This window comes from Acinetobacter sp. S54 (assembly GCF_016624945.1).
Lineage (GTDB): Bacteria > Pseudomonadota > Gammaproteobacteria > Pseudomonadales > Moraxellaceae > Acinetobacter.
Map to the genome: position 1 here is coordinate 32,780 of NZ_JACVUI010000008.1, position 16,823 is coordinate 49,602.

Sequence of the window (16,823 nt, forward strand, 5' to 3'; positions counted from 1 at the left end):
AACTCCTACTCAAACAACAATGCTCCCACCAAAAGGACAGGAACTGCTTTAGTGAAATGATGTGAAAAACAATGGGCTATTTTCTGATAAATTACATGGACTGCGCTAGTGTTTATCGTTAAAAAACGTATTTTTAATACGAATAGCAATTCTAAAGTGTGACATGCTAGTCAACTAATCTTTAGGGTTACACTCTGAATTTATGGAAAAATATAGTATATCTGTTTTATAGTTTACAGTTGTATTGTTTTTAAACTAGCGACATTTTCAAAGGTATCTCATGAATGCATTAACCCAGGAACTTGTCGAGCTTTTATCACTTGAAAAGCTTGAAGATCATTTATACCGTGGCGCGAGTCGTAATCTGGTCGGCAAGCGGGTGTTCGGTGGACAGGTTCTGGGACAGGCGCTACGCGCTGCTTCTTATACGACAGATCGTCCGGCACATTCGATGCATGCCTACTTTTTATATGGTGGCGATATCAATGCACCTATTATTTATGAAGTTGACCCTTTGCGTGATGGACGTAGCTTTGCCAGTCGACAAGTTCGTGCCATTCAACATGGACGTACGATTTTCTCGGCTATGGTGTCTTTTGCTTATCCAGAAGAAGGTTTAAATTATCAGCCTGAAGAACCAGAGTATCCTGCTCCAGAAGATTTAAAATCAGAAGATGAGCTGAAGGAAGGTTTGGTTAGTTTTATTCCTGAAAATGTACGTGCAAGTTTTATGCGTGAACGGCATATTGAAATTCGTCCTATTGATCCAGTCAATCCTTTTCAGCCGCAACCGCAGGCGCCAAGAAACGCACATTATTTGCGTACGCATGATCGTATACCCGCAGAACTGGATGATGTGGCATTGCATCAGGCGATCGTAGCATTCTATTCTGACTTTACTTTAATGACCACTTCCTTAAAACCACATGGTTTAAGTTATCTCTCTCCAAGTCTGCAATGTGCCAGTATTGATCATGCAATTTATTTTCATCGTCCTGTACGTGCAGATGAATGGATGCTTTACGATATGGATGCGACGGTTACCTCAAATTCTCGCGGTCTAAATTTTGGACGCATGTGGCAAAACGGACAGCTAGTCTGTAGTACCGTTCAGGAGGGTCTTATACGGCTTCGCGAAATTGAAACGCAATAGGTCAATTTGACTCAAATAAAGCCGCCACCATGCGGCTTTATTATTTCTAAATCACAAGATATGCTAAAAAATATTCGATTCTATTGAGCGTGCATGTCATAGTAATTCCAAAGAATGAGTCAAATTTCAGATAATATGAGCTTAAACACACAAATTTTAATTGCAGCTATTTTAGGGGTGGCTTTTGGGTTTTTGTTAAACCTCTATCCTGACACTGCTTTTTTTCATCAAAGTATCTATGGACTTGGCATTATCAGTAGCATTTTTATTGGACTCCTGAAAATGCTATTGGTGCCGCTTATCTTTTCTTCAATTGTGGTGGGTGTTTCCAACTTGCAGGCCAGTGGTCAGTTTGGGCGTGTCTGGAAAATTACCGCCTTATGTTGCTTAACCACCACGACACTTGCCTTAATTTTAGGGATCGGTTGCGCGCATTTATTTGGTGTAGGCAAGGGCATGGATATCGCCATTTTTAGTGACGCTATGAGTAATCATCAAGCCCCAGATACTTTGTCACCCTCGACTTTTTTTACAAATTTTATCCAAAACACCCTAATTAACCCCTTTAAAGCCTTTAGTGATGGGAATGTCTTGGCAGTGGTAGTCTTTGCTTTATTCATTGGGGCTGCACTCATTAAAGGGGGAGATCGCTTTCAGTCAGTAAGAGTTCTCAGTCTACAGTTTTTTGACATTATGATGATGTTGGTGGGGTGGGTGATGAAACTGGCACCGTTGGGGATTTTGGCTTTACTGGCAAAGCTAATTGCAACGGAAGACATTAAAATACTAAATAGTCTGGCTGAATTTGCTTTGGTCGTCACGGGTACGACTATTTTTCATGGTGTTGTCGTTTTGCCTTTGTTATTGTGGATTTTTGGGAAAATGAATCCCATTACCTTTTTTAAAGGGACACGTTTAGCGCTTATTACGGCTTTTGCTACCAGTTCCAGCTCAGCCACCATGCCATTAAGCATGAAATGTGCACAAGAGAATCTAAAAGTTCGACCGCAGACAGTGGGCTTCGTCATTCCTCTTGGTACGCAATTGAATATGGATGGCACTGCCTTGTATGAAGCAGCCGCAGCGCTATTTGTTGCGAATCTGGTAGGCATGGATTTAACCCTTACGCAGCAATTGATCGTGTGCTTGACAGCCATGATTGCGTCGCTGGGAGCGCCAGGAATTCCAAGTGCGGGAATGGTGACGATGATTATGGTTTTACAATCGGTTGGACTTCCTGCTGAAGCGATTGCAATTTTACTGCCGATTGATCGTATTTTGGATACCGTACGTACCGTGGTAAATGTGCAAGGGGATATGATGATTAGTGTAGTCGTGGATCGTTATGCCAAAGGCGATAACGAGGAAACCTCATGAGCGTTATAAAACCTAAGCCTTAAAAAATAAAAAAGCAGAAATTATTTTCTGCTTTTTTATTATTCCACGGTTTAAGCGGCAGCCAGAACAGCACGTTTTGCTGCAGGTGAATGATCCAGATAGCGAACAGCATCTTCGGTATTACCTTCTTTCACCGGATCATACCAAGGCATAAGATAATCAATTTGCTGAGCCACGAGCCAGATTGGATTGGGGAGAAGCTGGTTGTCTTTACGCCCTTGTTTATACCATTCGAGCCAGATCCATGGGCGAAATAAACTTGGTTTATGTTCTGCAAAACGAGGATCTTGTTTCATAATATGGGCTGCACCATCTACCCATAAGCCGAGTACCCCGACAATAACAGCCACACTTAAGTAATAACGGGCAATATAACCACCCCCTAAATGACGATATAGATCAAAAGCAACCGTGCGGTGTTCTATTTCCTCAGCACCATGCCATTTGACCAAGTCGACCATTTCTGGATCTGCCCCTAGTTCCTGCCATTTTTGATTATATAGTGCATATTTCCCCAACACGCAGGTCATATGTTCAACCGTAGCAATTACTCCTAAACGGAATAAATCCCATTGATGTTCTAGTACCTTGGGAACTTCAATATCCAGTGGTTTATCTGCCAGTAATTTTGTAAATAAAAAATTCATGATCTCCAGATTACGCTGAATATCGATATTACGTGCTGACAAATATTCTTTATTGGCGGAAGTATGCGCGTTGGCATGCATCGCTTCCTGACGAATAAAGGCCTGTACATCTTGTTTTAGCTTTTCATCACTAATTTGCGGTAAGACTTTATTATAAAGACGGCAGAACCAAAATTCGCCGGCAGGTAAAATGTTATTAATTTCATTAATAAAATAACTGGCAAAAGGATGTTCTGGAATCCAGTCAACGGGAGTTTCTTTCCAGTCGAATTTTACCTTACGCGGTTGAATGCGATAGTGAATGGAAGAGCCGGGTAATTTACGCTTAAAAAATGAAACAATACTCATATCCTTACCTTTATTTGTTCTTGTCGAACTTTTGCTGGTTTTTCCTGAGTATAAAAAATGCCCCTGTATTTTGCTTTGCAATACGGGACATTCAGTTATCATTAGGTGATGATATGATAGAAAAAGATGTGATTTATTCTTCTTTTAGCGTTACATCTTGCTCATCGAGATCATTGTCATTGGCTTCTGGAATCTGGCTCAAATCAAATTCAGGTGTATGATCCAGCGTATAATTTAGACGTCCCGCCATTACGCTGGCTAATTCTTCAAGTCCCTGTTTATTCAATGATGAAAACAGTTGAATGGAAAAATTCAGCTTCATTTTTTTTAAGGTCTGCTTTACATCAAGCAGGGCTTTATTAGCTGGACCGCGGTTCATTTTATCGGCTTTGGTCAGCAAAATATGCACAAACAATTTACGTGAATGAGCCCATTCCAGCATCATGGTATCGAAATGCTGTAAGGGATGACGAATATCCATCAATAATACCAAACCTTGTAGGCTTTGGCGGTAAATGAGATAATTTTCTAACTCTTTTTGCCACACACGTTTCATGTCTTCTGGGACCGCCGCATACCCATAGCCTGGTAAATCGACCAATCGCTGATCAGGATTACCTAAGCTAAAGAAGTTAATCATTTGGGTGCGCCCTGGCTTTTTGGAAGCGCGAGCTAATTGTTTCTGGTTGGTTAACGTATTAATAGCGCTAGATTTACCCGCATTGGAGCGTCCAGCAAAAGCTATTTCATAACCAGTATCTTCTACACAGAGTGCAAGTTTAGGAGCACTCATTAAAAATTCAGCTTTGCGTAGCCAATTGAGTGCCTTTACTGAATATTCAGTAATAGCCGGATCCGCCTTTTTCTCATAACTAATTTTTTGTTTAGGTGCGAGTTTGGCTTTGGTATCTTTGGATTTCGCATAGCTATGCATAGAGATTAACTTTTACAATCACAATATATTTAAAATGCATTATAAAGGATGAGAGCAATTCACGCGAATTTTAAGGCAATTTGGCGCAAATTATGAATGAATGGCAACAAATGCGATAGGTGAGTTGATAGAAGCGGTAGGGGGTGCAGCCAAAACATCAGCCAAAGTATATTGATCTAATGTTTGATAAAAACTTTCCAGTGCCTGATCTAGTATACCTTTGAGACCACAGTGAGTCCGTAATACACATGGGGGAGTATTGCATTCGACAATCTGATGATCACCTTGCAATATTCGCACAATTTTACCCAGCGTTAGTTCTAAGGCCTGCGGATTGAGACGGATTCCACCTCCTTTACCGCGTGTAGTTAGAATCCACTCTTGTTTGCCCATAAAATGTACAATTTTAACAAGGTGGTTCTGAGAAACATGCAAATCCTGTGCGATTTCTGCAATCGTATACGGCATTTCACTAGGGCGTGAAATGTACATTAATATACGCAAGGCATAATCGGTAAATTTATTGAGCTGCATGAGTTTACTTAATCTATTGCTTTAAATAGAAAAGGCTAGTCTATCACAGGCTAGCCTTAGACAAAATGCCGAACCAATTAGCTGAGTTTGACCCCACCCGTACCAAATGCTTCGGTATGAATATTCTGTGCAGGAATACCACGTTCCACAAGGGCCTTATGCTGTTCAGCCATAAATGGCATTGGGCCACATAAATAGTAATCGGCATTTACAGGCAGTAATGCAGCATCCATAGAAGCAAGATCCAGACGACCAGCGATATCGTAATCCTGACCAAGTACATCAGCTTCATGCGGGAATTCATAAGCCGTAAAGGTATTTAAGCGTGGATATTTTGCTTTTAGTTCTTGGATATGCTTTTTCATGGCATGCACCTGACTGCTGCGACACGCATGAATGAAATTTACGGGCTGTGGCATATCCAGCGTTACTAATTGATTAAGCATTGCAATCATTGGGGTCACACCCACGCCGCCACTAATAAAGATATTGCGTTTGCTGCTGTCGATTAAATAGAAATTACCAGTCGGAGCAGACACCTCAATTTCTGAACCTTCAGGCAAACGATGTAATGTGCTTGAGACCCAACCACCGGCCAAGTCACCTTTTTCATCTTCACGTTTAACGGAAATACGCAGATAGTCGGTTTGTGGGCTAGTCGACAATGTATATTGACGTGGCTGTTTCAAACCAAGCTCATCAACAAAAACACGGACTGAAATATATTGACCAGCTTCGTATTTTGGTAATTCACCTTTATCTACAGGAGCAAGGTAAAAAGAGGTAATTTCTTCACTTTCCACCACTTTTTTGGCAATTTTAAAATTACGCCAGCCTAACCAGCTTCCTTGAGTGTGTTGGTGTTGAGCATAAATCGCTTTTTCTGTACTGATAAAAAGGTCGGCCAATTGCCCGTAAGCTGCGGCCCATGCCGCGATTAATGGGTCTTCCATCGAAATACTTAAGACTTCACTAATGGAATGCAACAGATTTTCTCCTACGATTCCATAATCAGGCGATTGAATGTTTAAGCTCACATGTTTATGTGCAATCAATTCGACTACAGGTAATAGTACTGATGGATCTTCAATATTTTCAGCGTAAGCCAGAACTGCACCAGCCAGAGCTTGAGCCTGAGCACCGCTACGCTGATGGCCCATATTAAAAGTTTCTTTTAATTCAGGATGATTACCCAACATTCGATTATAAAAATAACCTGTCAATGCAACACCGTTTTCGCGTAATACAGGTACAGTTGCTTTTACGAGATCAATTTGTTGTGGAGTCATGGCTAGACCTTTTATCTGGCTTTTATAAGATGTATTTAAAATACATCTTATAAGGTGTATTTGCAATATATCTTTTAATGAAATGCTTAATTTTATTAAGGGATTAATTAGATCGTATTTTCACACTTGATTGGTTTTTTACAAAGAGCGTATTAAGCACTGATTTTATATCCCGCTATATGCCATAAAATCAGTGCTTTGATAAATTTATTTATCTTTTCCCAAATAAAGAGCCCAGTAAGCCACGCACGAGTTTCTGTCCTGTTGGGCCGCCTAGCGTTCGTGCTGCACTTTTAGCGAAAGTACCAAGCACATCTTGAGTCAGCTTTTCTCGGTCACGTTGAGATTTTTCGTCAGCTTTTTGCTGTTCTCGTGCTAAACGTTCTTGTTCTTTGGCTTGCTGTTTGGCAACTGCCTCTTGTTGTTTGGTTTGTTGATCTGCTTCCGCTTGTGCTTGCTGTTGCTGCGCGCTTTCATTTACCTTACGTTGTAACATTTCATAAGCACTGTCACGATCTACTATGTGTTCATATACTCCAGCCACGATACTGTTTGCCATGAGGGCTTTGCGTTCCTCTGGCATTAAGGGAGTAAATGAAGAGTAAGGTGGCATCACCCAGCCACGTTCCACAATCTGTGGTGTCCCTTGTTCATCTAGAAAACTAATTAAAGCTTCCCCTACAGCCAGTTCAGTAATGGCTTGATCAACTTTAAATTCTGGATTTGCCCTAAATGTATCTGCAGCTGTTTTGACGGCTTTTTGATCTTTGGGAGTGAAAGCACGTAATGCGTGTTGTACGCGATTACCCAATTGACCCAGTACGGTTTCCGGTAAATCCAGTGGGTTTTGAGTAATAAAATAAATTCCCACACCTTTGGAACGAATTAAGCGTACCACTTGTTCAATTTTCTGTTGTAAAGCAGGACTGGCATTATCAAATAACAAATGCGCTTCATCAAAGAAGAATACCAGTTTTGGTTTATCCAGATCACCAACTTCAGGCAGTTGTTCAAATAACTCGGATAGCATCCACAGCAAAAAGGTAGCGTACAGTTTTGGGGTATTCATGAGTTTATCTGCGGCGAGCAGATTAATATAACCCTGACCATTGCTATCGGTCTGGATAAAATCCAGAATATTTAAGCTTGGTTCACCAAAAAATTGTTCACCGCCTTGATCGCCTAACGCCAACAAATTACGTTGAATTGCGCCTAAGCTGGCAGGGGATAAATTACCATAATCTGCTTTGAGTTCACTGGCATTGTCACTGACATAACTCAGCATGGCTTTTAAATCTTTAAAATCAACTAATAATAAACCTTGATCATCGGCAATACGAAATACCGCAGAAAGTACGCCTTCCTGAGTGTCATTTAAGTTCAACATTTGTGCCAGTAACAATGGCCCAATTTCAGACACCGTGGTGCGAATAGGATGGCCTTGCTCACCAAATAAATCCCAAAAAATCGTAGGAGATGCTGCAAAAGCAATGCTATCTATGCCTAGAGATTTTATACGCTCATCAAATTTGGGGCTATTGCTACCTGCTTTGGCAATGCTGGACACATCGCCTTTGGCATCTGCTAAAAATACAGGGACACCAATACGGGAAAAGCTTTCTGCCATAACTTTTAATGTAACTGTTTTCCCCGTTCCCGTTGCTCCCGCAATCAATCCATGACGGTTGGCAAATTCAGAATGTAAAATAATATCCTGATTGATATCGGTAGTTTTTTTGGCAATGACAATCGGTGTACCCATATTTTTTTCCTATTCTTATCACTATTCAAGTTGTTGGAGTGCGTTTTGAATATCTTCTATTAAATCTTGAACGGATTCCAGCCCTACGCAGAAGCGAACCAGTAAACCCTGTTGTAAATGTGTATTGGCCAAGACACGCATATGCTTTAAATCGTAGAGCATGACCAGACTCACAGGGCCACCCCAGCTAAAACCAAGCTTAAATAAATTTAGAGCATCACAGAAGCGACGAATTGCACTCATTTCATATTTAGGATCAAAAATAACACTGACTAATCCCGCACTCTGTCCATCTAGACATGTCTCCTTCCAATAGGTATGTCCGGGACTATCAGGGTTCATTGGATGCAAAACTTGTACAAATGCAGGTTGTTGCTTTAGCCATTGCAGTAAAATTTGTGCATTTTCAGCCTGTTGTTGATAACGTAGCCGGATATGTGGCAGGCTACGTATAATCTGGGCGGTATCATCTCCAGATACGCAAATACCTTGGGTGGCATGCATTTTAAAGAGTTGGTGATGCAATTCTCGATTTCGAGTTATTACGCTGCCCATTAATATATCGCCGCCGCCACTTGGGTATTTAGTCAAGGCATGTACAGTGATGTCTACAGCTAATTGTTCATCTGAAAACTCAAATGCATTAAATGCCAGCCCTGCGCCCCATGTATTATCGAGTGCAGTCAATACGTAGGCTTGTTGGGCTTTTTTCACAAGATTTTTAAGATCAGGAAATTCTAAAGTAACTGAGCCTGCTGCTTCGAGCCAGATCAGTTTGGTTTTTGTACAAGGTGTAAATGAATCTGCGTCGATCGGATTGTAGACTTTTACTACAATCCCATAACGGAATTGTAGATTTTTTAAATGTTCCATGTTTGGCCCGTAAATATTGTCGGGAATCCAAACTTCATCGCCTTGACTTAAAAAAGTCGAATTGACCAGATTAATAGCAGATAAACCACTTGGTGCAAGTAAGCAATACTCTCCGCCTTCAAGCTGCGCTAGTTGATCTCCCAGAGTATAAGTAGTGGGAGTACCATGTGTGCCGTAGCTATAATCATAGACATCTGTCCAATGTCGATCAAAAAGGTGCGCAGTTGATTGAAAAATGATGGTCGATGCACGAAACAGGGGAGGTTGAATAGTATGAATATATTGAGCTGCCTTTCTTGGGGCGTGGATTAAACGAGTTTGTGAACTTTTTTTTGCTGTCATGGTGTTTTCATTTGTTTGCTTTGAGTCTAGATTAAAAAAAATAAATCTTTTCTGCTAGTTTTAAGCTCATATTTGTGAGTATTTCTTTACAGGCGCTTATGTCGTTTAAAGTTGGCTTCATTTTTGCTATGACTTAACTAATACCAACAACAATATAGGTTCTAAGTGCATGAAGCCGCATTTAAAAGTGCATTATTTTCAGCATATTGCTGGTGAAGGGTTCGGAAGTTGTTATGATTTTTTGAAAACACATCAGGCAAAAATTACTGCAACTGAGTTTTTTGCATTACCGCTTGATTTACCCCTTGAAATCGAGGCATTACCTCGTATTGAGGATGTTGATTTGCTCATCATTATGGGGGGTGCAATGAGTGTTAATGACGAAGCCAACTTTCCGTGGCTGAAAATTGAAAAACGCTGGATTCGCCGTTATCTGGCTGCTGGCAAGCCTGCGATAGGGTTGTGTTTGGGTGGTCAACTTATCGCCAATGCATTAGGTGCAGCAGTCAGCCGTAACCCTTTTCAGGAATTGGGCTGGACAACTGTACATCGTGTACCACAATTTTCAGCACAATGTTTTCCCTTGCCGCCGTCTTTTAATGTAATGCAATGGCATAGTGAAACTTTTGAAATTCCGAAAGGAGCTATTCATCTGGCTGAAAATGCGGTGTGCCGTAATCAAATGTATCAGATTGGTCAGAATGTTCTGGGTTTTCAGTTTCATCCAGAAATCACACCTAAAACGCTGGAGCTGTTTTTAGAAAATGATGATGAAGTTGTCACATTCCAAGGAGAATATGTTCAGTCACCGTATCAACTTAAGAAATCAAGTAAGTCAAATTTTATAGAAGGAAACCAATTACTCAATCAGGCCATTGAATATGTAATGAAAGCATCATAATCAGATGAAGATAAACAATATCAAGAATAAAACATCGCTATTTTACGATTAAGTAACAAATAGAATTGCATAAGAGTTAGACAGTCGCTATAATGGGCGACCCTCAAATTGTGAGGTCATTTACTGCAAAGAAAGTAGTAAATGCATGACAGTCGCGGCATCGATCGTGACCTTAGTGATTTTCACTGCCTTTGACACTTACCAATAGGTGAGGTGCGTCAAGGGTGATTCTTTATATATTTTGGCTTGGAGTTTACTGGTATGTCTAACCAGAGAATCCGTATCCGTCTTAAGTCTTTTGATCATCGTCTGATTGATCAATCTTCTCAAGAGATCGTAGAAACCGCTAAGCGTACTGGCGCACAAGTGTGTGGTCCAATCCCGATGCCTACTCGCATCGAACGCTTCAACGTTCTTACTTCACCGCACGTGAACAAAGATGCGCGTGATCAGTACGAAATCCGCACCTACAAACGTTTGATCGATATCGTTCAACCAACAGATAAAACTGTTGATGCATTGATGAAATTGGATCTTGCAGCTGGTGTTGATGTTCAGATCGCATTGGGTTAAGGCTTTCGGGTTAATTAGTGCCTGGCATTAATTAAGCTGCTTTTTTAGAGGTTACACACATGGCTATTGGTTTAGTCGGCCGCAAGTGCGGTATGACCCGTATCTTTACAGATGCCGGCGTCTCTGTGCCTGTTACAGTGATTGAGGTTGATCCTAACCGTATCACTCAAATTAAAACGCTTGAAACTGATGGTTATCAAGCTGTTCAAGTTACTACTGGCGAACGTCGTGAATCTCGCGTAACCAATGCACAGAAAGGTCACTTTGCGAAAGCGGGTGTTGCTGCTGGTCGTTTGGTTAAAGAGTTTCGCGTTACTGAAGCTGAGCTTGAAGGTCGTGAAGTTGGCGGTAATATTGGTGTTGATTTGTTCACAGTTGGTCAAGTTGTTGACGTAACTGGTCAATCAAAAGGTAAAGGTTTCCAAGGCGGTGTTAAGCGTTGGAACTTCCGTACCCAAGATGCTACTCACGGTAACTCAGTTTCTCACCGTGTTTTAGGTTCTACAGGTCAAAACCAAACTCCTGGACGCGTGTTCAAAGGCAAGAAAATGGCCGGTCACCTAGGTGATGAGCGCGTAACAGTACAAGGTCTTGAAATTGTATCTATCGACGCAGAACGTTCTGTTCTTGTTGTTAAAGGTGCGATTCCTGGTGCTACTGGTGGCGACGTAATCGTTCGTCCTACGATCAAGGCCTGAGGGGAAATAACGTGAATTTAAAAACTGTTTCCGGCTCTGCTGTTGAGTTGTCTGAAGTTGCTTTTGGACGTGAATTTAATGAAGCGCTTGTACATCAGGTGGTTACAGCTTATTTAGCTGGTGGTCGTCAAGGTACTCGTGCTCAAAAGTCACGTGCTGAAGTGTCTGGTGGTGGTAAAAAACCATTCCGTCAAAAAGGTACTGGTCGCGCTCGTGCTGGTTCTATTCGTAGCCCAATCTGGGTTGGCGGTGGTAAAACATTTGCTGCTCGTCCACAAGACTGGTCTCAAAAAGTTAACCGCAAAATGTACCGCGGTGCAATGCAATGTATCCTAGCTGAACTTGTTCGTCAGGATCGTCTTGTATTGGTTGAAGAGTTCGCTGTTGCAGCTCCTAAAACTAAAGAATTGCTTGCAAAACTTAACGACTTGAATGCAGCTCGTGCACTTATCGTGACTGATGCTGTAGATGAGAACTTATATCTTGCTGCACGTAACCTTCCACATGTTGATGTGGTTGATGCTGCTGCAATCGATCCTGTTAGCTTGATCGCGTTTGATAAAGTTGTCATGTCTGTAGCTGCTGCTAAGAAAATTGAGGTAGAACTCGGATGAACAACGAACGTATCTATCAAGTCCTAAGAGGACCGGTCTTCTCAGAAAAGGCACAAGTTTTAGGTGATACTGCTGGTGTTCAAGTATTTAAAGTTGATTTAAATGCAACAAAACTTGAAATCAAAAAAGCAGTAGAACAACTATTTGGTGTAGAAGTTGTTAAAGTTAACACAACTATTACTAAAGGTAAGACTAAGCGCTTTGGTAAAACATTAGGACGTCGTTCTGATGTTAAAAAAGCATACGTCACCCTGAAAGCTGGCCAAGATGTTGAAATGGCTGACTTGGGCGATACCGCTGAAAGCGCAGCGGAATAAGGACGAAAATTATGCCGATTCAAAAATGTAAGCCAACGTCTCCAGGACGTCGCTTTGTAGAGAAAGTGGTTCATGACCATCTTCACAAAGGCGCGCCTTATGCACCGTTGGTTGAAGCTAAAAAACGTACTGGTGGTCGTAATAACAACGGTCACATTACAACTCGTCACGTTGGTGGTGGACATAAGCAAAACTACCGTATCGTTGACTTTAAACGTAACAAAGATGGTGTTCCTGCAACTGTAGAACGCATTGAATACGATCCTAACCGTACAGCGCATATTGCTTTGTTAAAGTATGCTGATGGTGAGCGTCGTTATATCATCGCGCCTAAGGGTTTGCGTGCGGGTGATAAAGTTCAGTCTGGTAACGATGCTCCAATTCGTCCAGGTAACTGCTTGCCACTTCGTAATATGCCTATCGGTTCTACACTACACAATATTGAACTAAAAATCGGTAAAGGTGCTCAAATTGCACGTTCTGCTGGTACTTCAGTTCAGTTGTTGGGTCGTGATGGTTCTTATGCGATCATTCGTCTGCGTTCAGGCGAAATGCGTAAAGTACACGTTGAATGCCGTGCTGTAATTGGTGAAGTTTCTAACCAAGAAAGCAACCTTCGTTCATTGGGTAAAGCTGGTGCAGCGCGCTGGCGTGGTGTTCGTCCTACCGTTCGTGGTATGGCGATGAACCCAGTTGACCATCCACACGGTGGTGGTGAAGGGCGTAACAAAGGTATCCAACCTGTAAGCCCATGGGGTCAAAAAGCGAAAGGGTACAAGACTCGTACCAATAAGCGTACGACTAAGATGATTATTCGCGATCGTCGCGTCAAGTAAAGGAATCTGACTAATGCCTCGTTCATTAAAAAAAGGTCCATTCGTCGACGCGCATTTGTTCGCTAAGGTTGAAGCTGCTGTTGCTGCTAACAACCGTAAGCCGATCAAAACTTGGTCTCGTCGCTCAATGATCCTTCCGGATTTTGTTGGTTTAACAATTTCTGTTCACAATGGTCGTAACCATGTTCCAGTAATCATTACTGAGCATATGGTTGGTCATAAACTCGGTGAATTCGCGCCAACTCGTACCTATCGTGGTCACGGTGTTGATAAGAAATCTAAACGTTAATGGGTGTCATGATGGAAGTAACTGCTAAATTACGCGGTGCCGCTATCTCGGCACAAAAAGCACGTTTGGTTGCAGACCTAATCCGTGGCAAATCTGTTGCTCACGCGCTTAATATCTTGAACTTCAGCAATAAAAAAGCTGCAGTTTTGGTAAAAAAAGCTTTGGAATCTGCAATTGCAAATGCTGAACACAATAACAGTTTAGATGTGGACGACCTTAAAGTTTCTACGATTTACGTTGATGAAGGCATTAGCCTTAAACGTATTATGCCACGTGCCAAAGGCCGTGCAGATCGTATTACTAAGCGTACTTGTCACATCACCGTTAAGGTAGGGGTTTGATATGGGTCAGAAGGTTCATCCAATCGGTATCCGCCTAGGTGTTGTGAAACGTCATAACGCTAACTGGTATGCGAGTCCGAAACAATACGCTGAATATTTGCTTAAAGATCTTCAAGTTCGTGAGTTTTTAACTAAAAAACTTAAAAGCGCGATGGTGAGCAATATTCTTATCGAACGTCCGACAGGTGCTGCTAAAGTAACAATTAGTACTGCTCGTCCTGGTATCGTTATCGGTAAAAAAGGCGAAGACATTGAAAAATTACAGCGCGAACTTACCAATATTATGGGTGTTCCTGCGCAAGTAAGTATCAACGAAATCGATCGCCCAGACTTGGATGCGCGTCTAGTTGCTGAAGCAATTGCTTCTCAATTGGAAAAACGTGTCATGTTCCGTCGTGCTATGAAGCGTGCGGTTCAAAACACGATGCGTGCTGGTGCTAAAGGTATCAAAGTTGAAGTTTCAGGCCGTTTAGGTGGTGCAGAGATTGCACGTACTGAGTGGTATCGTGAAGGTCGTGTACCTTTGCATACGCTTCGTGCGGACATCGATTATGCTACTATGCGTGCAGAAACAACTTACGGTACGATTGGTGTTAAAGTCTGGATTTTCCGTGGTGAGATTTTGGGTGGCATGAAACAAGTCATGAATCCTGCTCCTGCTGAAGATCGTCCAGCTAAACGCGGTCGTGGTCGTGGTGAGGGTCAAGAACAGCGTCGTGGACGTCGTAATGACCGTGCTGCTGACAAGGGAGAATAATCCATGTTGCAACCTAAACGTACCAAATTCCGTAAAATGCACAAAGGCCGTAACACTGGTCTAGCGCATCGTGGTAGTACAGTATCATTTGGTTCGATTGCGATTAAAGCGACTGAACGTGGTCGTATGACTGCGCGTCAGATTGAAGCTGCGCGTCGTACTATTAGCCGTCGTATTAAGCGTGGTGGTAAAATCTTCATCCGCGTATTCCCGGACAAACCAATTACCGAAAAACCATTAGAAGTTCGTATGGGTAACGGTAAAGGTAATGTGGAATACTGGGTTTGTGAGATCAAACCAGGTAAGATCCTGTACGAAATTGAAGGTGTGAACGATGAGTTGGCAACTGAAGCGTTTAAGCTTGCTGCTGCTAAACTTCCGTTTAAAACCACTATCGTGACTCGGACGGTAATGTAATGAAAACTAAAGATCTACGTGAAAAATCGGTAGAAGAGTTGAAAGCGTTGCTTGATGAGCAACAGCTTAACCAATTCCGTCTTCGTATGGCGAAAGCGACTGGTCAATTGGGTAAATCGCACGAAGTGCAAATTGCTCGTAAAACTATCGCTCGTATCAAGACACTCCTTACCGAAAAACAGGGGAACGGACAATGAGTGAAAAAACAGTCCGCACGTTAACCGGCAAAGTCGTAAGCGACAAAATGGATAAGTCTATTGTTGTTCTTATTGAACGCCGCGTTCAACACCCGTTGTATGGCAAATCAATCCGCCGTTCAACTAAATTACACGCTCACGATGAAAACAACGTTGCTAAACTTGGCGACCTAGTGACCATCAAAGAAAGCCGCCCAATTTCTAAAACTAAAGCTTGGACTTTAGTGGAAGTAGTTGAAGTAGCTGCTGAGTAATTACGTTCTTGTTGCATCATCGGTCAATTTCGAGTACTCTTTGAGCCTTTCGAAATTGCGACCGGTGTTGCTCGGTTTTGGAGTAGGGCAATGATTCAAACCGAAAGTATGCTCGACGTAGCAGACAATAGTGGTGCACGCCGCGTACAATGTATTAAAGTACTAGGTGGTTCACATCGTCGTTATGCTTCTGTTGGCGACATTATTAAAGTTACTGTTAAAGAAGCAATTCCACGTGGCCGTGTTAAAAAAGGCGACGTAATGAATGCTGTTGTGGTACGTACTAAGTTTGGTATTCGTCGTCCAGACGGTTCAGTGATCCGTTTTGATGACAATGCAGCTGTATTGTTAAACAACAATAAAGCTCCGATTGCCACTCGTATTTTCGGACCAGTGACTCGTGAACTTCGTACTGAACAGTTCATGAAAATCATTTCATTGGCTCCTGAAGTTCTATAAGAGGCAATCATGGCTAAGATTAAAAAAGGCGATCAGGTTATCGTGATCGCAGGTAAAGAAAAAGGCAAACAGGGTAGTGTTCTGTCTGTTTCTGAAGACCGTGTTAAGGTTGAAGGCCTTAACCTAGTGAAGAAGCATCAAAAGCCGAATCGTGTAACTGGCGCTGAAGGCGGTATTGTTACTCAAGAAGCTTCGCTTCATATCTCAAACGTGGCAATTTTAAATGCTACAACCCAAAAGGCTGATCGTGTTGGTTACCAGATTGACGAAAATGGCGTGAAAACTCGCGTTTATAAGTCAAACGGTGAATCAGTGGCGACAGCGAAGTAATAGGTTGATACGGCAATGGCCAGACTTAAAACACGTTACAATGAAGAACTTAAAGCTAAGTTACAACAGGACCTTAGCATTAAGAATGTAATGGAGATTCCTCGCATTACAAAAATCACCCTAAACATGGGTGTAGGCGCAGCCGCAACTGATAAGAAATTATTGGATGGTGCTGTTGCTGATATGACTTTAATTGCTGGTCAAAAACCAGTAGTTACGCTTGCACGTAAATCAATCGCAGGTTTCAAAATCCGTGATGGTTGGCCAATTGGTTGTAAAGTAACCTTGCGTGGCGAACAAATGTACGAATTCTTGGACCGTTTGATCTCAATCGCAATTCCTCGTATCCGTGACTTCCGTGGTTTTTCTTCAAAATCATTTGATGGTCGTGGTAACTACTCGATGGGTTTAAAAGAGCAAATCGTTTTCCCTGAAATCGATTTTGACAAGATTGATCGTATTCGTGGTATGGATATTACTATCACTACTACTGCTCGCACCGATGACGAAGGCCGTGCGCTTATGCGTGCATTCGGCTTCCCGTTCAAATAAGAGGTCGA

22 protein-coding genes and 1 pseudogene are annotated in these 16,823 nt (G+C 42.0%); 17 read left to right on the plus strand and 6 right to left on the minus strand.

Features of this window, described 5'->3' with window-relative positions:
• The first annotated feature begins 280 nt into the window (after positions 1-280).
• Complete coding sequence (locus IAE20_RS11875) at positions 281-1,153, plus strand: acyl-CoA thioesterase (protein WP_200461226.1); 873 nt, start codon at positions 281-283, stop codon at positions 1,151-1,153.
• 114 nt (positions 1,154-1,267) lie between these two features.
• Positions 1,268-2,530 carry a dicarboxylate/amino acid:cation symporter gene (locus IAE20_RS11880; RefSeq protein ID WP_200461225.1) on the plus strand — a complete coding sequence of 421 codons (1,263 nt, stop codon included), beginning with the start codon at positions 1,268-1,270 and terminating at the stop codon, positions 2,528-2,530.
• A 71-nt stretch (positions 2,531-2,601) separates the two neighbouring features.
• On the opposite strand, the gene IAE20_RS11885 is transcribed toward IAE20_RS11880, so the two are convergent.
• The 6 genes from IAE20_RS11885 to IAE20_RS11910 all read right to left on the minus strand — a co-directional run bounded on the left by IAE20_RS11885 (position 2,602) and on the right by IAE20_RS11910 (position 9,280).
• Positions 2,602-3,546, minus strand: coding sequence for a metal-dependent hydrolase (locus tag IAE20_RS11885; protein ID WP_200461224.1), 945 nt, complete (start codon positions 3,544-3,546; stop codon positions 2,602-2,604).
• A gap of 133 nt (positions 3,547-3,679) precedes the next feature.
• Positions 3,680-4,480, minus strand: coding sequence for a ribosome biogenesis GTP-binding protein YihA/YsxC (gene yihA / locus IAE20_RS11890; protein ID WP_200482376.1), 801 nt, complete (start codon positions 4,478-4,480; stop codon positions 3,680-3,682).
• A 90-nt stretch (positions 4,481-4,570) separates the two neighbouring features.
• Positions 4,571-5,014 (minus strand): RrF2 family transcriptional regulator, encoded by a 444-nt coding sequence (locus IAE20_RS11895; RefSeq protein ID WP_200461222.1) that lies wholly within the window; start codon positions 5,012-5,014, stop codon positions 4,571-4,573.
• Positions 5,015-5,091: 77 nt separating this feature from the next.
• Entirely contained in the window at positions 5,092-6,303 is a 1,212-nt protein-coding gene (hmpA, locus tag IAE20_RS11900) for an NO-inducible flavohemoprotein (RefSeq protein ID WP_200482375.1), read from the minus strand.
• Positions 6,304-6,514: 211 nt separating this feature from the next.
• Complete coding sequence (locus IAE20_RS11905) at positions 6,515-8,065, minus strand: helicase HerA-like domain-containing protein (protein WP_200482374.1); 1,551 nt, start codon at positions 8,063-8,065, stop codon at positions 6,515-6,517.
• A gap of 21 nt (positions 8,066-8,086) precedes the next feature.
• Positions 8,087-9,280 (minus strand): PLP-dependent transferase, encoded by a 1,194-nt coding sequence (locus IAE20_RS11910; RefSeq protein WP_200482373.1) that lies wholly within the window; start codon positions 9,278-9,280, stop codon positions 8,087-8,089.
• Between the two features lie 169 nt (positions 9,281-9,449).
• Between IAE20_RS11910 and IAE20_RS11915 the strand changes: the two genes are divergently transcribed.
• The 15 genes and pseudogenes from IAE20_RS11915 to rplE all read left to right on the plus strand — a co-directional run bounded on the left by IAE20_RS11915 (position 9,450) and on the right by rplE (position 16,815).
• Positions 9,450-10,181 (plus strand): type 1 glutamine amidotransferase, encoded by a 732-nt coding sequence (locus IAE20_RS11915; protein ID WP_200461218.1) that lies wholly within the window; start codon positions 9,450-9,452, stop codon positions 10,179-10,181.
• Between the two features lie 261 nt (positions 10,182-10,442).
• Positions 10,443-10,754, plus strand: a complete 312-nt coding sequence (gene rpsJ / locus IAE20_RS11920) for a 30S ribosomal protein S10 (protein WP_004725677.1) — start codon at positions 10,443-10,445, stop codon at positions 10,752-10,754.
• A 59-nt stretch (positions 10,755-10,813) separates the two neighbouring features.
• The gene (rplC, locus tag IAE20_RS11925) at positions 10,814-11,452 is read left to right on the plus strand and encodes a 50S ribosomal protein L3 (RefSeq protein ID WP_200461217.1); all 639 of its coding nucleotides are present in this window, start codon (positions 10,814-10,816) and stop codon (positions 11,450-11,452) included.
• A gap of 11 nt (positions 11,453-11,463) precedes the next feature.
• A complete protein-coding gene (rplD, locus tag IAE20_RS11930) occupies positions 11,464-12,066 on the plus strand; it encodes a 50S ribosomal protein L4 (protein ID WP_004985328.1) in 603 nt (200 codons plus the stop codon).
• Positions 12,063-12,383 carry a 50S ribosomal protein L23 gene (gene rplW / locus IAE20_RS11935; RefSeq protein ID WP_200461216.1) on the plus strand — a complete coding sequence of 107 codons (321 nt, stop codon included), beginning with the start codon at positions 12,063-12,065 and terminating at the stop codon, positions 12,381-12,383. The genes rplD and rplW overlap by 4 nt, the downstream gene beginning before the upstream one ends.
• 11 nt (positions 12,384-12,394) lie before the next feature.
• Positions 12,395-13,219: a 50S ribosomal protein L2 gene (rplB, locus tag IAE20_RS11940; RefSeq protein WP_200461215.1), complete on the plus strand. Its 825-nt coding sequence runs from the start codon at positions 12,395-12,397 to the stop codon at positions 13,217-13,219.
• A 13-nt stretch (positions 13,220-13,232) separates the two neighbouring features.
• Entirely contained in the window at positions 13,233-13,508 is a 276-nt protein-coding gene (gene rpsS / locus IAE20_RS11945; protein ID WP_004985338.1) for a 30S ribosomal protein S19, read from the plus strand.
• An 11-nt stretch (positions 13,509-13,519) separates the two neighbouring features.
• Entirely contained in the window at positions 13,520-13,849 is a 330-nt protein-coding gene (rplV, locus tag IAE20_RS11950) for a 50S ribosomal protein L22 (RefSeq protein WP_004754247.1), read from the plus strand.
• Between the two features lies 1 nt (position 13,850).
• Positions 13,851-14,670, plus strand: a pseudogene (rpsC, locus tag IAE20_RS11955) (30S ribosomal protein S3).
• Positions 14,610-15,023, plus strand: coding sequence for a 50S ribosomal protein L16 (gene rplP / locus IAE20_RS11960; protein ID WP_004985344.1), 414 nt, complete (start codon positions 14,610-14,612; stop codon positions 15,021-15,023). The pseudogene rpsC and the gene rplP overlap by 61 nt, the downstream one beginning before the upstream one ends.
• Positions 15,023-15,220, plus strand: a complete 198-nt coding sequence (rpmC, locus tag IAE20_RS11965) for a 50S ribosomal protein L29 (protein ID WP_000849927.1) — start codon at positions 15,023-15,025, stop codon at positions 15,218-15,220. Before rplP ends, rpmC begins: the two co-directional genes overlap by 1 nt.
• Entirely contained in the window at positions 15,217-15,474 is a 258-nt protein-coding gene (rpsQ, locus tag IAE20_RS11970) for a 30S ribosomal protein S17 (RefSeq protein ID WP_004924117.1), read from the plus strand. The genes rpmC and rpsQ overlap by 4 nt, the downstream gene beginning before the upstream one ends.
• Before the next feature lie 90 nt (positions 15,475-15,564).
• Positions 15,565-15,933: a 50S ribosomal protein L14 gene (gene rplN / locus IAE20_RS11975; protein WP_004924120.1), complete on the plus strand. Its 369-nt coding sequence runs from the start codon at positions 15,565-15,567 to the stop codon at positions 15,931-15,933.
• A gap of 9 nt (positions 15,934-15,942) precedes the next feature.
• Positions 15,943-16,263, plus strand: coding sequence for a 50S ribosomal protein L24 (gene rplX / locus IAE20_RS11980; protein WP_200482372.1), 321 nt, complete (start codon positions 15,943-15,945; stop codon positions 16,261-16,263).
• A gap of 15 nt (positions 16,264-16,278) precedes the next feature.
• Positions 16,279-16,815, plus strand: coding sequence for a 50S ribosomal protein L5 (gene rplE / locus IAE20_RS11985; RefSeq protein WP_200461213.1), 537 nt, complete (start codon positions 16,279-16,281; stop codon positions 16,813-16,815).
• Positions 16,816-16,823: the final 8 nt, after the last annotated feature.

Bases quoted from the DNA above. Each gene is read 5' to 3' on its own strand.
- IAE20_RS11895 (WP_200461222.1), bottom strand. From the start codon at position 5,014: ATGCAGCTCAATAAATTTACCGATTATGCCTTGCGTATATTAATGTAC.
- rplN (WP_004924120.1), top strand. From the start codon at position 15,565: ATGATTCAAACCGAAAGTATGCTCGACGTAGCAGACAATAGTGGTGCA.
- IAE20_RS11885 (WP_200461224.1), bottom strand. From the start codon at position 3,546: ATGAGTATTGTTTCATTTTTTAAGCGTAAATTACCCGGCTCTTCCATT.
- IAE20_RS11910 (WP_200482373.1), bottom strand. From the start codon at position 9,280: ATGACAGCAAAAAAAAGTTCACAAACTCGTTTAATCCACGCCCCAAGA.
- rplC (WP_200461217.1), top strand. From the start codon at position 10,814: ATGGCTATTGGTTTAGTCGGCCGCAAGTGCGGTATGACCCGTATCTTT.
- rplB (WP_200461215.1), top strand. From the start codon at position 12,395: ATGCCGATTCAAAAATGTAAGCCAACGTCTCCAGGACGTCGCTTTGTA.
- rpsS (WP_004985338.1), top strand. From the start codon at position 13,233: ATGCCTCGTTCATTAAAAAAAGGTCCATTCGTCGACGCGCATTTGTTC.
- yihA (WP_200482376.1), bottom strand. From the start codon at position 4,480: ATGCATAGCTATGCGAAATCCAAAGATACCAAAGCCAAACTCGCACCT.
- rpmC (WP_000849927.1), top strand. From the start codon at position 15,023: ATGAAAACTAAAGATCTACGTGAAAAATCGGTAGAAGAGTTGAAAGCG.
- hmpA (WP_200482375.1), bottom strand. From the start codon at position 6,303: ATGACTCCACAACAAATTGATCTCGTAAAAGCAACTGTACCTGTATTA.
- rplX (WP_200482372.1), top strand. From the start codon at position 15,943: ATGGCTAAGATTAAAAAAGGCGATCAGGTTATCGTGATCGCAGGTAAA.
- IAE20_RS11915 (WP_200461218.1), top strand. From the start codon at position 9,450: ATGAAGCCGCATTTAAAAGTGCATTATTTTCAGCATATTGCTGGTGAA.
- IAE20_RS11875 (WP_200461226.1), top strand. From the start codon at position 281: ATGAATGCATTAACCCAGGAACTTGTCGAGCTTTTATCACTTGAAAAG.
- rpsQ (WP_004924117.1), top strand. From the start codon at position 15,217: ATGAGTGAAAAAACAGTCCGCACGTTAACCGGCAAAGTCGTAAGCGAC.
- IAE20_RS11880 (WP_200461225.1), top strand. From the start codon at position 1,268: ATGAGTCAAATTTCAGATAATATGAGCTTAAACACACAAATTTTAATT.
- rplW (WP_200461216.1), top strand. From the start codon at position 12,063: ATGAACAACGAACGTATCTATCAAGTCCTAAGAGGACCGGTCTTCTCA.
- rpsJ (WP_004725677.1), top strand. From the start codon at position 10,443: ATGTCTAACCAGAGAATCCGTATCCGTCTTAAGTCTTTTGATCATCGT.
- rplP (WP_004985344.1), top strand. From the start codon at position 14,610: ATGTTGCAACCTAAACGTACCAAATTCCGTAAAATGCACAAAGGCCGT.
- rplE (WP_200461213.1), top strand. From the start codon at position 16,279: ATGGCCAGACTTAAAACACGTTACAATGAAGAACTTAAAGCTAAGTTA.
- rplV (WP_004754247.1), top strand. From the start codon at position 13,520: ATGGAAGTAACTGCTAAATTACGCGGTGCCGCTATCTCGGCACAAAAA.
- IAE20_RS11905 (WP_200482374.1), bottom strand. From the start codon at position 8,065: ATGGGTACACCGATTGTCATTGCCAAAAAAACTACCGATATCAATCAG.